9 protein-coding genes and 16 tRNA genes are annotated in these 14,163 nt (G+C 58.2%); 23 read left to right on the top strand and 2 right to left on the bottom strand.

Going from position 1 to position 14,163, the window contains the following annotated elements; translation table 11 throughout:
• The 6 genes from ispE (at position 1) to ychF (ending at position 6,341) form a co-directional block, all read left to right on the top strand.
• Entirely contained in the window at positions 1–858 is an 858-nt protein-coding gene (gene ispE / locus AC2D8U_RS07750) for a 4-(cytidine 5'-diphospho)-2-C-methyl-D-erythritol kinase (RefSeq protein ID WP_484618489.1), read from the top strand.
• Between the two features lie 180 nt (positions 859–1,038).
• Positions 1,039–1,986, top strand: coding sequence for a ribose-phosphate pyrophosphokinase (locus AC2D8U_RS07755; RefSeq protein ID WP_484618490.1), 948 nt, complete (start codon positions 1,039–1,041; stop codon positions 1,984–1,986).
• 117 nt (positions 1,987–2,103) lie between these two features.
• Positions 2,104–3,780, top strand: a complete 1,677-nt coding sequence (gene ushA, locus AC2D8U_RS07760) for a bifunctional UDP-sugar hydrolase/5'-nucleotidase UshA (protein WP_484618491.1) — start codon at positions 2,104–2,106, stop codon at positions 3,778–3,780.
• Positions 3,781–3,993: 213 nt separating this feature from the next.
• The gene (locus AC2D8U_RS07765; protein ID WP_484618492.1) at positions 3,994–4,626 is read left to right on the top strand and encodes a 50S ribosomal protein L25/general stress protein Ctc; all 633 of its coding nucleotides are present in this window, start codon (positions 3,994–3,996) and stop codon (positions 4,624–4,626) included.
• A 2-nt stretch (positions 4,627–4,628) separates the two neighbouring features.
• Complete coding sequence (pth, locus tag AC2D8U_RS07770; protein ID WP_484618493.1) at positions 4,629–5,225, top strand: aminoacyl-tRNA hydrolase; 597 nt, start codon at positions 4,629–4,631, stop codon at positions 5,223–5,225.
• A gap of 24 nt (positions 5,226–5,249) precedes the next feature.
• On the top strand, positions 5,250–6,341 hold the full coding sequence (ychF, locus tag AC2D8U_RS07775; RefSeq protein ID WP_484618494.1) for a redox-regulated ATPase YchF: 1,092 nt from the start codon (positions 5,250–5,252) through the stop codon (positions 6,339–6,341).
• A gap of 48 nt (positions 6,342–6,389) precedes the next feature.
• On the opposite strand, the gene AC2D8U_RS07780 is transcribed toward ychF, so the two are convergent.
• Entirely contained in the window at positions 6,390–7,208 is an 819-nt protein-coding gene (locus tag AC2D8U_RS07780; protein ID WP_484618495.1) for a universal stress protein, read from the bottom strand.
• Positions 7,209–7,409: 201 nt separating this feature from the next.
• On the opposite strand from AC2D8U_RS07780, the gene AC2D8U_RS07785 reads away from it, so the two are divergent.
• Entirely contained in the window at positions 7,410–9,998 is a 2,589-nt protein-coding gene (locus AC2D8U_RS07785) for a cation-translocating P-type ATPase (protein WP_484618496.1), read from the top strand.
• Here AC2D8U_RS07785 and AC2D8U_RS07790 read toward each other — a convergent pair.
• Complete coding sequence (locus tag AC2D8U_RS07790; protein WP_484618497.1) at positions 9,995–11,266, bottom strand: O-acetylhomoserine aminocarboxypropyltransferase/cysteine synthase family protein; 1,272 nt, start codon at positions 11,264–11,266, stop codon at positions 9,995–9,997. The genes AC2D8U_RS07785 and AC2D8U_RS07790 overlap by 4 nt on opposite strands.
• Positions 11,267–11,600: 334 nt before the next feature.
• Here AC2D8U_RS07790 and AC2D8U_RS07795 point away from each other — a divergent pair.
• From AC2D8U_RS07795 to AC2D8U_RS07870, 16 genes are all read left to right on the top strand, one after another.
• Positions 11,601–11,677, top strand: a tRNA-Met gene (locus AC2D8U_RS07795).
• 140 nt (positions 11,678–11,817) lie between these two features.
• Positions 11,818–11,902 (top strand) — tRNA-Leu (locus tag AC2D8U_RS07800).
• Positions 11,903–11,907: 5 nt separating this feature from the next.
• A tRNA-Gln gene (locus AC2D8U_RS07805) sits at positions 11,908–11,982 on the top strand.
• A 45-nt stretch (positions 11,983–12,027) separates the two neighbouring features.
• A tRNA-Met gene (locus AC2D8U_RS07810) sits at positions 12,028–12,104 on the top strand.
• 123 nt (positions 12,105–12,227) lie between these two features.
• Positions 12,228–12,302, top strand: a tRNA-Gln gene (locus AC2D8U_RS07815).
• A gap of 116 nt (positions 12,303–12,418) precedes the next feature.
• A tRNA-Gln gene (locus AC2D8U_RS07820) sits at positions 12,419–12,493 on the top strand.
• Positions 12,494–12,609: 116 nt separating this feature from the next.
• Positions 12,610–12,684: transfer RNA gene (locus AC2D8U_RS07825), tRNA-Gln, on the top strand.
• 65 nt (positions 12,685–12,749) lie between these two features.
• Positions 12,750–12,826, top strand: a tRNA-Met gene (locus AC2D8U_RS07830).
• Between the two features lie 10 nt (positions 12,827–12,836).
• Positions 12,837–12,911: transfer RNA gene (locus AC2D8U_RS07835), tRNA-Gln, on the top strand.
• A gap of 33 nt (positions 12,912–12,944) precedes the next feature.
• Positions 12,945–13,034 (top strand) — tRNA-Ser (locus AC2D8U_RS07840).
• Positions 13,035–13,196: 162 nt separating this feature from the next.
• Positions 13,197–13,273: transfer RNA gene (locus AC2D8U_RS07845), tRNA-Met, on the top strand.
• Between the two features lie 69 nt (positions 13,274–13,342).
• Positions 13,343–13,419: transfer RNA gene (locus tag AC2D8U_RS07850), tRNA-Met, on the top strand.
• Positions 13,420–13,568: 149 nt separating this feature from the next.
• A tRNA-Met gene (locus AC2D8U_RS07855) sits at positions 13,569–13,645 on the top strand.
• Between the two features lie 69 nt (positions 13,646–13,714).
• Positions 13,715–13,791 (top strand) — tRNA-Met (locus AC2D8U_RS07860).
• 150 nt (positions 13,792–13,941) lie between these two features.
• Positions 13,942–14,018: transfer RNA gene (locus tag AC2D8U_RS07865), tRNA-Met, on the top strand.
• 67 nt (positions 14,019–14,085) lie between these two features.
• Positions 14,086–14,162 (top strand) — tRNA-Met (locus tag AC2D8U_RS07870).
• Position 14,163 lies beyond the last annotated feature (1 nt).

A 14,163-nucleotide genomic window follows, 5' to 3' on the forward strand; every position in this document is an offset into this window, starting at 1 on the left:
ATGACCACCGATTCCCCGATCCCATCCCCCTGGTGGCCCGCCCCGGCCAAGCTCAACCTGTGCCTGCATATCAATGGCCGTCGCGAAGATGGCTACCACGAACTGCAGACCCTGTTTCAATTTATCGACTGGGGGGATCGCCTTCGCTTCACCCCCCGTGAGGATGGTCAGATCACCCTGAGTCCGGCGATCCCGGGCGTAGCCAACGAAGACAATTTGATCGTCCGGGCGGCGCGGATGTTGCAACAACACAGTGGTACACATTTGGGTGCCGACATTGAGTTGGATAAACAACTGCCGATGGGCGGAGGCATTGGCGGCGGTTCGTCGGATGCCGCCACCACTCTGGTTGCCCTCAATCATCTGTGGCAAACCCAGATCAGTGAAGACAGCCTGGCCGAGATGGGCTTGAGTCTGGGCGCCGATGTGCCGGTGTTTGTTCGCGGACATGCCGCCATGGCCGATGGGGTGGGTGAACAGTTGCGTCCCGTTGAGGTGGAGGAGCCCTGGTACCTTCTCGTGATCCCGAACGTGGAAGTGAGCACTGCCGAGGTGTTTAACCACCCAGAACTGCCTCGAAACACGCCCAAGATCACAGGGCTTGAACACCGCAGCGAGCAATGGAAAAATGACTGCCAGCAGGTGGTTTGCGACACCTACCCACAAGTTGCAAAGGCCTTGGGCTGGTTGCTAGAATATGCGCCGTCAAAAATGACCGGTACCGGCAGCTGTGTGTTCGGAGTGTTCTCTGACAAGAACAGTGCCGAAGCTGCCCAGGCAGCATTGCCCGAAGGGTGGACAGCGCAGGTAACCCAAGGTTGCAACCGCTCTCCCCTTTTGGCCATGCTCGGCCAATAACGACAAAGATTTTTCAACCGCGGCTCCGAGAGGACAACGGTTGATCTTGATTACCCGCCCAATGCGGCGGGTAAGAGATAGAACAGTACCAAAAAGCAAGACTGGTTCTTTCGAGGGTTATGAGCGACCCAATTCGTGCGTTCGTTCAGTCCCAAAGCTAACAAGCCTGAGGTTTATCCCGTGCCCGACATTAAGCTGTTTACCGGTAACGCCAACCCGGAACTAGCGAAACTCATCGCCCAGCGCCTCTACTCAACCCTCGGCGACGCCGAAGTTGGCCGTTTTTCCGACGGTGAGATCAGCGTCCAGATCAACGAAAACGTCCGTGGTTCTGACGTTTTCCTTATCCAGTCCACTTGCGCTCCGACCAACGACAACCTGATGGAACTCGTCGTAATGGTCGATGCCCTGCGTCGTGCCTCCGCCGGTCGCATCACCGCAGTGATCCCCTACTTCGGCTACGCCCGTCAGGATCGCCGTGTACGCTCTGCCCGTGTGCCGATCACCGCCAAGGTGGTTGCCGATTTCCTGTCCAGCGTCGGTGTTGACCGCGTGCTGACCTGTGATCTCCACGCCGAGCAGATCCAGGGCTTCTTCGATGTGCCTGTTGATAACGTGTTCGGTAGCCCGGTACTGCTGGAAGACATGCAGCGTCGCGACCTGGACAACCCGGTTGTGGTTTCCCCGGACATCGGTGGTGTGGTTCGTGCCCGTGCCGTGGCCAAACTTCTGGATGACAGCGATCTGGCCATCATCGACAAGCGTCGCCCTGCGGCCAACGTTTCCCAGGTGATGCACATCATCGGTGACGTAAAAGACCGTGACTGCATCATCGTCGATGACATGATCGATACCGGTGGTACCCTGTGCAAGGCCGCGGAAGCGCTCAAAGAGCACGGCGCCCGTCGCGTCTTCGCCTACGCCACCCACCCGATCTTCTCCGGCAAGGCGCCGCAGAACATCAAAGATTCCGTGATCGACGAAGTGATCGTCACCGATACCGTGCCGCTGTCCAAAGAGATGAAGGCTACCGGTAAAGTGACTCAGCTGACCATGTCCGGTGTGATGGCCGAAGCCATTCGTCGTGTCAGCAACGAGGAATCCATCTCCGCCATGTTCGAGCACTAAGCTCACGCAAGGTGACAGCGCCCCGCCCGGCCTAGCCGAGCGGGGCGTTTTTGTTCGCGCAGAATAACCGGGGCACTGCTACCTTTTCTCGGCAAAGGTAACGCAAGGAACTCAGTTATGACTGCCTCAACCCATAGACTCCTTTTTCTGCTCCTCCCCACACTGCTGCTCGGTTGTGATGACAACCGCGATAAAAACACCCCCGCTCAGCCCGGACCCGAACCAATCAAGTTCACTGTCCTCCACACCAACGACAACCATGGCCGGTTCTGGACCAACCGGGACGGTGAGCTGGGCATGGCCGCCCGCAAGACGCTGATCGATCAACTCACCGCTGAGGTCGAAGCCGAGGGCGGTGAAGTCCTGCTGCTGTCCGGCGGCGACATCAACACCGGGGTGCCCGAGTCCGATCTGCAACAGGCGGTGCCGGATTTCGTCGGCATGAATCTGATGGAGTACGACGCCATGGCCGTGGGCAACCATGAGTTCGACAACCCCAGGGACGTGCTGGAGATGCAGCAGGATCTGGCCCTGTTCCCCTTCCTATCCGCCAACATCTACGACGGCGATGATCGGGTGTTCCAGCCCTACGAGCTGTTTGACGTCAATGGCGTCTCCATTGCCGTGATCGGCCTGACCACCGAGGATACCGGTCGGCTGGCCAATCCAGAGTTTGTCGAGGGTTTGGAGTTTCGTGATCCCAAGATAGAAACCGCCCTGCTGTTGCCCCAGATCGAAACCCAGGACTCACCGGATCTGATCTTTGCCGTTACCCATATGGGCCATTACCAAAATGGCGCCAACGGCAGCGCCGCCCCCGGTGATGTCGCCCTGGCCGAGTCCCTGGATGAGGGCGCCCTGGATCTGATCGTCGGCGGGCATTCGCAAAATCCCGTGTGCGTTAAGGGGGACGGCTCCGGCGAGTACGTCGACTTTGTCCCCGGTGATCCCTGCATCCCCGACATGAAAAACGGCACCTACATCGTCCAGGCCCATGAATGGGGCAAGTACGTCGGACGGGCTGACTTTGAATACCTCAATGGCCAGCTCAATCTGATCAACTACGCCCTGGTACCGGTGAACCTCAAGGATGACGAGGGCAACCTGGTGGCCGACGCCATTGCTCCGGATCCTCTGGTGCACTCCGTACTCCTGCCCTACCAGCAGGCCGGGGATGCAGAGCTGGGTGTCACCATCGCCACCTCCGACGGCAAACTGGAGGGGGATCGCAACGTGGTGCGCAGCCAGCAAACCAATCTGGGCCGGCTCATCGCCCTGGCGCAACAAAGTGCCACGCCGGGCACCCACTTTTCCATCATGAACTCCGGAGGGGTCCGGGACTCCATTGCAGCGGGTGAGATCACCTACCGGGATGTGCTGACGGTGCAGCCCTTTGGCAACATCATCTCCCTGGGCACCATGACCGGCGCCGAAGTCAGCGCTTATCTGGGTGAGGTCGCCAGCATACAGCGCGGCTCCGGTGGCTACGCCCAAATTGCCGGCGTGACCATGACCGTGGACTGCGAGGCCAATACCGTGGCGATCAGCGATATCGGTGGCCTGGGGTATGAGGCGGACAGTGAGTACTTGTTTACCATCCCCAGCTTCTCCGCCGCCGGGGGGGATAACTACCCGATCATCGAGGTCCTCGACACCGGCAACGTCGATGCCGTCGTGCTCCGTAACTTTATGGAAGATCTCGGCACCATTTCGGTCGCCGACTTCGAGCCACAAGGTGAGATCACCTACAGCAATTCGCTCAGTGATCTGGGGTGTGAGTTACCGCAACCTTAAGCCATAAACGGGGCCACCCAAGCGGGTGGCCCCGTGCCATTTGAGCCCATCCACCTCAAAGTGGTAAACTGCGTCGCCTTTTGTCAGTTGCCACCCCCGCAGACGGGAACGCATGCAAGACAACCCACAGGATCGGCGGGATTGGTATATAAGGATATAGACCCGTTTCTGGTCGCGGAAACGGGAAACACACCCATTCAAGGAGAAACACCCATGTCAGATTTTGAGTTTGACGCACAGATCCGTACCGATATTGGCACCGGAGCGAGCCGCCGGTTGCGTCGGGAAGGTCGCGTCCCCGCAGTGCTGTACGGTGGCGACAAAGAAGCCGTGGCCCTGACCCTGGCACACAATGCCATCAACAAGGCCCAGGAAAATGAGGCGTTTTACAGCCATGTGCTGACCCTCAATATCGATGGGGTGAAGGAAGAAGTGATCGTCAAGGCGATCCAGCGTCACCCCTATAAACCCAAGTTGCAGCACCTGGATTTCCAGCGCATCGTTCGTGGTGAAGCCATGAACGCCACCGTGCCACTGCACTTCGTTAATGAAGAGGACAGTGCCGGAGCCCGCGCCGGAGGGACCGTAATGCACTTGCTCAACGAGGTTGAGGTTCGCTGCCTGCCGAAACATCTGCCCGAGTTTATCGACGTGGATATCAAGGAACTGGAAGCTGGCCAGAGCCTGCACCTGCACGACATCACCCTGCCCGAGGGGGTCGAACTGGTGGCACTGAGCAAAGGCGAAGACAGTCAGGATCTGTCCATCGTCACCATCAAGCCGGCCAAAGGCGCCAGTGAAGATGAGGACGCAGATGCAGACAACAGTGAAAATACAGAAGAGTAACGGTGAGCAGTAACATCCGTTTGATCGTGGGCCTGGCAAATCCAGGCCCCGAATACGCCAACACCCGCCACAATGCCGGTGAATGGCTGGTAAATGAGCTGGCACGCCAGCACAACGTGACCCTGAAGGCGGAGAGCAAATTCTTCGGCCTGACCGGCCGGATCCAAAGTGGTGGCACCGATCTGCGCCTGCTGATCCCCACGACCTTTATGAACCTGTCTGGCAAGTCCGTCGGTACCCTGGCCAACTTCTACGGCATCGAGCCCGAGGAGATCCTGGTAGCCCATGACGAACTGGATCTGCCACCGGGCGTTGCCCGCATCAAGCAGGGTGGCGGCCACGGCGGTCACAACGGCCTCAAAGACATCATTGCCCGGCTGGGCAATAACAAGAATTTTTTCCGGCTGCGTATCGGGATCGGCCATCCGGGCGATCGCAACCGCGTAACCGGTTATGTGCTGGGCAAGGCCCCAGCCACTGAACAACGGGCCATGGACGAGGCCATTGATGAGGCGTGCCGCAGCATCGACATCTTGTTAAAAGATGGCATGACCAAGGCACAAAACCGCCTCCACACTTTCTCGGCCCAACCGGCCTAATCGACGACAAAGGTTAACATCACCATGGGTTTTAAATGTGGCATCGTGGGCCTGCCAAACGTAGGCAAATCCACCCTGTTCAACGCACTGACCAAAGCCGGCATCGAAGCGGCCAACTTCCCCTTCTGTACCATTGAGCCAAACACAGGCGTGGTACCTGTGCCGGATCAACGTCTCGACGCACTGGCGAAAATTGTTAATCCTCAGCGTGTTCTGCCCACCACCATGGAGTTCGTTGATATCGCCGGTTTGGTGAAAGGCGCCTCCACCGGTGAAGGCCTGGGCAACAAGTTCCTGGCCAACATCCGGGAAACCGATGCCATCGGTCACGTTGTCCGCTGCTTCGAAAACGACAACATCGTTCACGTCGCCGGCGGCGTGAACCCGGCCGAGGACATTGAGGTGATCAACACCGAGCTGGCCCTGGCCGATATGGATGCCGTGGAAAAAGCCATCTTCCGCCTGGGCAAACGTGCCAAGGGCGGCGATAAAGACGCCAAGGCCGAGATCGCCGTGCTGGAGAAGATCCAGCCTGCCCTGGAAGCCGGTGACATGGCCCGCTCCGTCGAACTGACCGAAGATGAACTGGCCATCATCCAGTACATGGGCCTGCTGACCCTCAAGCCCACCATGTACATCGCCAACGTCAACGACGACGGCTTCGAGAACAATCCTTACCTGGACCAGGTTCGCGCCATTGCCGCCAAGGAAAATGCCGTCGTGGTACCTGTCTGTGCCGAGATCGAATCCGAGATCGCCGAGCTGGACGACGAAGAGCGTGAAGAGTTTATGGCCGATCTGGGGATCGAGGAGCCGGGTCTGAACCGGGTGATCCGCTCCGGCTATGAGCTGCTCAACCTGCAGACCTACTTCACCGCAGGGGTGAAGGAAGTGCGTGCCTGGACCATCCCTGTGGGTGCTACCGGCCCTCAGGCGGCCGGTAAGATCCACACCGACTTCGAGCGTGGCTACATCCGTGCCGAAGTGATCGCCTACGACGACTACATCGAGCTCGGCGGCGAAAATGCCGCCAAGGATGCCGGTAAGAAGCGCTCCGAAGGTAAGGGCTACATCGTCAAAGACGGCGACGTGATCCACTTCCTGTTCAACGTCTAACCCGGCGTTAAACAGCACAAAGGCCCCGCAAGGGGCCTTTTTATTGCCTCAACGCTGCGGCACCAGCAGCAGATGGCAGGATAGCTGCCCCATCAACCTCAGGGGCAGATCCACTTTAAGCCGAGCCATGACGCCCCGCCGTGGCTTACGACCCAGCACCAGGGTACCAACACCGAGCTCGGCACACTGCTCCCGGATCACTAGGGCGGGATCACCCGCCTTGATGTGGATCTGCGGAGGCGGCAGCCCCTCTGCGTTCAACCAGGCCAACGATTGCGCCTGCACAGACTTCGCCCGCTCGGCCCGCTCCCGGGCGCTGATCAGATCCAGATCTTTCCATAGCCGCCCCATTGGCGGCACATATAAGATGTGCAGCTTGGCATGGTGGATCTTGCTCAACCACTTGGCCTGCTCCAACAGATCCCGATGGGAACGCTGGACGGTCGCGCCTCGCCCCCCCAGATCCAGCGCAAGCAACACCTGCTTGCGGGACCGCTTCCGACCCTCATGCAGTAACCACAGGGGCACAGGACATTGCTGTAAAAACTGCCGGTCGGTCGCACGCAGCCTGGAGTGCGAATGCTGAGCCTTGATGATTAAATCGACCTTCGACAGGCTCAACACCGCTGTCACCGCCTCCAGCAAAGAGCGGCCACATTCACTGTGGAGTTGCACCGTCAGACCACTTCGCTCTTCCAACCTGTGCTCCATCCGCTGTGACTGAGCCAGGTCAAGCGCCTCCCCTGGCGTCTCACAGTGGTGCAGGACCACCAGACTGCCTCCCCGGTTTCGCGCCAACTCCATGGCCAAACTCAACACGTCGGTATCGGTATCTGGAGCCGGAGTGATGGCTAAGATGGCACCCATGATCACGCCCTCTGGTTGGAATAATTTCAAACAAATCGAGTCGACGAACCTCAGTTAACTAAATTTATAGCAGTCACCGTCTTTTCCTGTTGGATGCCTCGTGGAACCCGCTCAAGTAAAGCGATTATCTCGGACAATCCCTGGGCCGGTTCAGCCCCCTTCCGGAGGGTACGACTATGGACCCAAACAGAGGGGCGCAGCATGATCCGGGGCCTGACAGAGCAACAGGCGCAGCAACGACTGCAACGATTCGGCCCGAACCGACTCCCCGCCCCCAAAGGGCGAGGCCCTCTCCTGCTGTTCCTGCTGCAGTTTCATTCCCCCTTCGTCTACATCCTGCTCGCGGCTGCCGCCGTGGCCTTTATCCTGGATCAGCGGATCAATGGCCTCTTTATTCTTGCCGTATTGCTGATCAATGCGTTGATCGGCACCGCCCAGGAGTACTCGGCCCAGCGAGCCGCCAGCGCTCTGCGCCAGATGGTGCCTCGCCGCGTCACCGTGATCCGAGAGGGCCGCGCCCAGGAGTGTGACGCCGAGCAGTTGGTGCCCGGTGATTGGGTACGCCTCTCCAGCGGAGATCGGATCCCGGCTGACATGAGCCTGAGCGCTGCCTCCGGGGTGGTCATCGATGAATCGATATTGACCGGCGAGTCCGTGCCGGTGACCAAGAGCGCCCCCGCCACAGGCAGTCCACAAAAAACCGAACTCTTTGCTGGCACCATGATGCTCCACGGCAGAGCCGAAGGGATCGTCCTCGCCACGGGACTGGACAGTGAGATAGGTCAGATCGCCAGTGCCATCCACCATCGCCGAGAGGCTCAGCCCCCCCTGCTACGTCGTATTGAACGTTTTACCCTGGTGATCGCCATCTCGGTACTGCTGGTGATCTGCCTGCTGTTTCTCATCGTACTGTGGCGTGGCGAGCCTCTGGATCAGGTCTTCCTGTTGGGGATCGCCCTGGCGGTGTCCGCCATTCCGGAAGGGCTGCCGGCGGCCATCACCGTGGCCCTCGCCATCGGCATGCGACGCATGGCCAAGGTAAACGTCATCGTGCGGCGACTGGTCGCGGTTGAAGCCCTGGGATCCTGCACCATGATCTGCAGCGACAAGACCGGCACCCTCACGGTCAACGAGATGACGGTAAAGCGCCTGTGGTTGCCACAGGGGCGTGAGGTCCAGATCGGTGGTGAGGGAATGGCCTGCCGCGGCAACATTGATGCCGACATCGACGACCAGGCGGTCAACGAACTCGTATTAGCTGGCCTACTGTGCAACGAAGCAGAGGTGCACTTGGAAGACGATCACTGGCAAGGCCAGGGGGACGGCGTCGATCTGGCCCTATTGGTCCTGGCCGGCAAATGGGGCCTCAATCCCCAACAGCGTCAGCAACTCTATCCCGTCATCGAGCAGCTGCCCTACGAACCGGAAAATGCCTATGCCGCGGTGAAGATCCGTCAGCATGGAGAAACTCGGATCTGGGTCAAGGGTGCCCTGGAGAAGATCCTGCCCATGTGCGATAGCGCCAATGGCCACCCCCTCCAGCGGGAACATGTCACTCGCTCACTCAATGGCTTGGCCCAGCAAGGCTTTCGCATCCTCGCCCTGGCCACCGGCACCGACCAACCCCTCACCAGCCAACACCCGCCCAGTGGCCTGTGCCTGCTGGGTGCCGTCGCGATGCAGGATCCCCTCCGTGCCGAGGCGGTCTCCGCCATCGCACGCTGTCGCCAGGCTCAGATCGACGTCGCCATGATCACCGGCGATCACCCCGACACGGCCCGGGCGATCAGCAAAGAGCTGGGGCTGTTCAAAGAGGGCGATGACACCGTGGTGACCGGCGAGCAACTGCGTCATGCCGAAAGGGAAGGCACCCTGAGGAAAACCATTCTCGACTGTCGGGTCTTTGCCCGGATCGAACCGATGCAGAAACTCACCATTACCCGTGAGTTGATCGCCGCCGGTCACAATGTCGCCATGACCGGCGACGGCGTCAACGACGCCCCGGCGCTACACGCCGCCCATGTGGGGATCGCCATGGGCCGCCGCGGCACCGACGTTGCCCGGGAAAGCGCCGATCTATTGCTGACCGACGATCACTTCGCCTCCATCGTCGATGGCCTGAGGGAAGGCAGGATTGTCTACAACAACATTCGTAAGGTGATCTTCCTGTTGATCTCCACCGGAGCGGCCGAGATAGCCCTGTTTATCCTTAGCGTGATCGCCGGGCTGCCCTTGCCCCTGCTACCCCTGCAGATCCTCTGGCTCAACCTGGTCACCAATGGGGTTCAGGATGTGGCGCTGGCGTTTGAGCCCGCCGAAGGCGATGAACTAAACCAAGCCCCACGCCCACCAAAAGAGCGGATCTTTAACGGACTGATGTTGGAGCGCGTTCTGCTCAATGCGGCTTATATGGGGATCACCGCTTTCGTCCTGTTTCGCTACTGGCTGGGCACGGGTATGGAGATAGAAGCCGCACGCAATCTGACCCTGCTGCTGATGGTCCTGTTTGAGAATGTCCACGCGTTGAACAGCCGCTCGGAACGACGCTCCCTCCTCCACCAGCCTTTCTTCTCCAACCCCCTGCTGTTGCTGGGGATCCTGCTTGCCCAGGGGATCCACATCAGTGCCATGAGCTGGTCGCCATTGGCCACTCTGCTGGAGTTACAGCCCGTCAGCCCCCACGACTGGGCCCGACTCCTGCTGATTGCCCTGTCGCTGTTTCTCATCGATGAAGGGCACAAAGCCTGGCGCAAACGCCAGGCTTTGTCGCGGGCAAAGCAACGAGATTAACCCTGCAGTGCTTGATCCAGATCGGCCACGATGTCGTCGATGTGTTCGATCCCAACGCACAGACGCACCATCTCCGGGGTAACCCCGGCTTGACGCAGTTCAGCATCGTTCAACTGACGGTGTGTCGTGGACGCCGGGTGGCAAGCCAGAGACTTGGCATCACCAATATTGACCAGGCGCTTAAACAACTGGAGCTTGTCATAGAAAGCCACACCGGCTTCAAAGCCCCCTTTCAAGCCAAAGGTCAGCAGGGAGCTGGGGATCCCCCCCTTAATGTATTGCTGCACCTTGTCGTGATCGCCATGATCCGGCAGGCCGGCAAAACTGACCCACTCCACCGCATCGTGCTGAGCCAGGAACTGAGCCACTTTCAGGGCATTTTCACAGTGACGCTCCATCCGCAGCGGCAGGGTTTCCAGCCCCTGCAGGATCAAAAACGCATTAAAGGGAGAGATCGCCGCCCCGGTATTGCGCAGTGCCACGGTGCGAACTCGGCCAATGAAAGCCGCCGGACCAAACGCCTCCACATAGACCACGCCATGGTAGGCCGGCTCTGGCGTATTGAACTGTGGAAACCGCTCAGCATTGGCAGCCCAGTCAAACTTGCCGGAATCGACGACTACCCCACCCAGCGAAGTGCCGTGGCCACCGGCATACTTGGTCAAGGAGTGGACCACGATATCGGCGCCAAAATCGATGGGCTTACACAGCACTGGGGTCGCTACCGTGTTATCCACCACTAAAGGAACCCCAGCATCGTGGGCCACCTTGGCCAAACCCGCCAGATCCGCCAGGTTTCCCGCCGGGTTGCCGATGCTTTCACAGTACACGCCTCGCGTGTTGTCATCGATCAGAGCCGCCACATCCTCGGGCTTGTCCGATGCGGCGAAGCGCACCTCGATCCCCATGCTCGGCAACATATGGGCAAACAGGGTGTAGGTCCCCCCATACAACTGAGGAGTAGTAACAATATTGTGCCCCTGAGAGGCCAGTGTCACGATGGCATACTGGATCGCGGCGGAGCCGGCGCTGACAGCCAGTCCGGCCACCCCACCCTCCAGGGCCGCCATCCTTTGCTCCAGAACATCCGTTGTCGGATTCATGATCCGAGTATAAATATTACCCGGAGTCGCCAGGTTAAACAGATCAGCGCCGTGCTGAGCACTGTCGAACTCATACGCCACGGTCTGGTAGATAGGGGTCGCCACGGATTTTGTAGTGGGATCGGTCTGATAACCGTGATGGATTGCCAATGTCGCGTCTTTCATGGATCTTCCTTGGTTTGCCTTTAGACGTTCAGACGTCCAAATTAACCAAAAAGCCCAGGAAAGCTCAAGCTTTTCCCCCATTCCCGATCCGCTTTCTCCAAACACCCGCCACTTTCCTGGCTCCAGACGAAATATTCTTTCTCCTTCGCGAACGCTTTTTCACCGTTCTTACTGTCGAGTCGTCTTTTTTTTGCCTAGTCTGACTACTTTGCCGCCGAACGCATCCCTATCGGCATTTTTTTACTGGTAAAGCGGTTGACGCTTCTGGGTCAACTCAGCATAATACGCCCCGCTCCCAACGAGGAGTGACTCCGGAAATGACGGAGTATTTGTTGGCTATGTAGCTCAGCTGGTTAGAGCACGGCACTCATAATGCCGGGGTCGCAGGTTCAAGTCCCGCCATAGCCACCATTACTTACTTAGCGGTAAGTGAAGGTTATCGAGCGAGAAGAAAGTGCAAGGCACTCAGCTAATACTGAGGCGTCTCAGGCACAGATTCCCGCCATAGCCACCATCCTTCACACTACCAAGTGTTGGATGTAAAAATCAGTGCGGAAGTGGCGGAATTGGTAGACGCGCCAGATTTAGGTTCTGGTATCGCAAGGTGTGAGAGTTCAAGTCTCTCCTTCCGCACCATCTGTTGGGCTATCGCCAAGCGGTAAGGCAGCGGGTTTTGATCCCGCCATTCCCAGGTTCGAATCCTGGTAGCCCAGCCATATTTTAGAAGTGCGCTTATAGCGGGCTTCGCAAAAAGTTTAAATGGCTATGTAGCTCAGCTGGTTAGAGCACGGCACTCATAATGCCGGGGTCGCAGGTTCAAGTCCCGCCATAGCCACCATTGTTTGCGTTGTTATAGCGTGAGGAAAGTGCACGACACTCGCTAACACCGAGGTGTCACAGGCCAACTCCCGCCATAGCCACCATTGTTTCAAGTCTTAGAGTTCCCTCTAAGCACCTTAGTTGGGCTATCGCCAAGCGGTAAGGCAGCGGGTTTTGATCCCGCCATTCCCAGGTTCGAATCCTGGTAGCCCAGCCATCTTTCGGATGAATACTCGCCTTTGCGGGTTTTGATCCCGGCAACACGCCCAGGCTCGAAACCTGACAGTGCAGCCATCTTTCAAGTCTCACGATGCAGATCGAGAGCACCCTAGTTGGGCTATCGCCAAGCGGTAAGGCAGCGGGTTTTGATCCCGCCATTCCCAGGTTCGAATCCTGGTAGCCCAGCCATCTTTTGGATGAACACTCGCCTTTGCGGGTTTTGATCCCGGCAACACGCCCAGGCTCGAAACCTGACAGTGCAGCCATCTTTCAAGTCTCACGATGCAGATCGAGAGCACCCTAGTTGGGCTATCGCCAAGCGGTAAGGCAGCGGGTTTTGATCCCGCCATTCCCAGGTTCGAATCCTGGTAGCCCAGCCATCTTATTGATGATGTCTCCTTGAAGAGTCATCATCGGTTGCTTAAGCAACCAACACGATATTCGTGGCTATGTAGCTCAGCTGGTTAGAGCACGGCACTCATAATGCCGGGGTCGCAGGTTCAAGTCCCGCCATAGCCACCATTGTTTTTGTTGGGCTATCGCCAAGCGGTAAGGCAGCGGGTTTTGATCCCGCCATTCCCAGGTTCGAATCCTGGTAGCCCAGCCATATTTTGGCCAGCTATGCTGGCCTTTTTGTTCCGGTGAGGTGGCCGAGTGGCTGAAGGCGCGCCCCTGCTAAGGGCGTATAGGTTTACCCCTATCGAGGGTTCGAATCCCTCCCTCACCGCCATTACTTTTTAAGTAATGCTTCTTTTCAGAAGTAAAATGAAGTCGGACGCGGAATGGAGCAGCCTGGAAAATCATCGGGCCCGCTAACATGAATTGGCGAAGGTCGTCGGTTCAAACCGTATCCAAGAACCTTCCTTCTCGGAAGCAAAACGAGAGCTACGGACGCGGGGTGGAGCAGCCTGGTAGCTCGTCGGGCTCATAACCCGAAGGTCGTCGGTTCAAATCCGGCCCCCGCAACCACATTCCACTTACGGTGAAATCGACGATTTCATCGTGGGATCTTCCCTTCAGAAGTAAAATGACACCGGTCGCGGGATGGAGCAGCCTGGTAGCTCGTCGGGCTCATAACCCGAAGGTCGTCGGTTCAAATCCGGCTCCCGCAACCAACTTCTTGTCAGAAGCAAAACGACACAATCGGACGCGGGGTGGAGCAGCCTGGGAAATCATCGGGCCCGCTAACATGAATTGGCGAAGGTCGTCGGTTCAAACCGTATCCAAGAACCTTCCTTCTCGGAAGCAAAACGAGAGCTACGGACGCGGGGTGGAGCAGCCTGGTAGCTCGTCGGGCTCATAACCCGAAGGTCGTCGGTTCAAATCCGGCCCCCGCAACCACATTCCACTTACGGTGAAATCGACGATTTCATCGTGGGATCTTCCCTTCAGAAGTAAAATGACACCGGTCGCGGGATGGAGCAGCCTGGTAGCTCGTCGGGCTCATAACCCGAAGGTCGTCGGTTCAAATCCGGCTCCCGCAACCAACTTCTTGTCAGAAGCAAAACGACACAATCGGACGCGGGGTGGAGCAGCCTGGAAAATCATCGGGCCCGCTAACATGAATTGGCGAAGGTCGTCGGTTCAAACCGTATCCAAGAACCTTCCTTCTCGGAAGCAAAAATGAGACATCCGGACGCGGGATGGAGCAGCTTGGTAGCTCGTCGGGCTCATAACCCGAAGGTCGTTGGTTCAAATCCAGCTCCCGCAACCACTTTCTATTGAATTGATTTAAATCGATTTGATACTTCCCTCTCAGAAGCAAAAATGAGACATCCGGACGCGGGATGGAGCAGCTTGGTAGCTCGTCGGGCTCATAACCCGAAGGTCGTTGGTTCAAATCCAGCTCCCGCAACCAC

Source organism: Ferrimonas sp. YIN67, from assembly GCF_057219095.1.

Coding starts and splice junctions, on each gene's coding strand:
- ispE (WP_484618489.1), top strand. CDS start 1: ATGACCACCGATTCCCCGATCCCATCCCCCTGGTGGCCCGCCCCGGCC.
- ushA (WP_484618491.1), top strand. CDS start 2,104: ATGACTGCCTCAACCCATAGACTCCTTTTTCTGCTCCTCCCCACACTG.
- AC2D8U_RS07765 (WP_484618492.1), top strand. CDS start 3,994: ATGTCAGATTTTGAGTTTGACGCACAGATCCGTACCGATATTGGCACC.
- ychF (WP_484618494.1), top strand. CDS start 5,250: ATGGGTTTTAAATGTGGCATCGTGGGCCTGCCAAACGTAGGCAAATCC.
- AC2D8U_RS07780 (WP_484618495.1), bottom strand. CDS start 7,208: ATGGGTGCCATCTTAGCCATCACTCCGGCTCCAGATACCGATACCGAC.
- AC2D8U_RS07785 (WP_484618496.1), top strand. CDS start 7,410: ATGATCCGGGGCCTGACAGAGCAACAGGCGCAGCAACGACTGCAACGA.
- AC2D8U_RS07790 (WP_484618497.1), bottom strand. CDS start 11,266: ATGAAAGACGCGACATTGGCAATCCATCACGGTTATCAGACCGATCCC.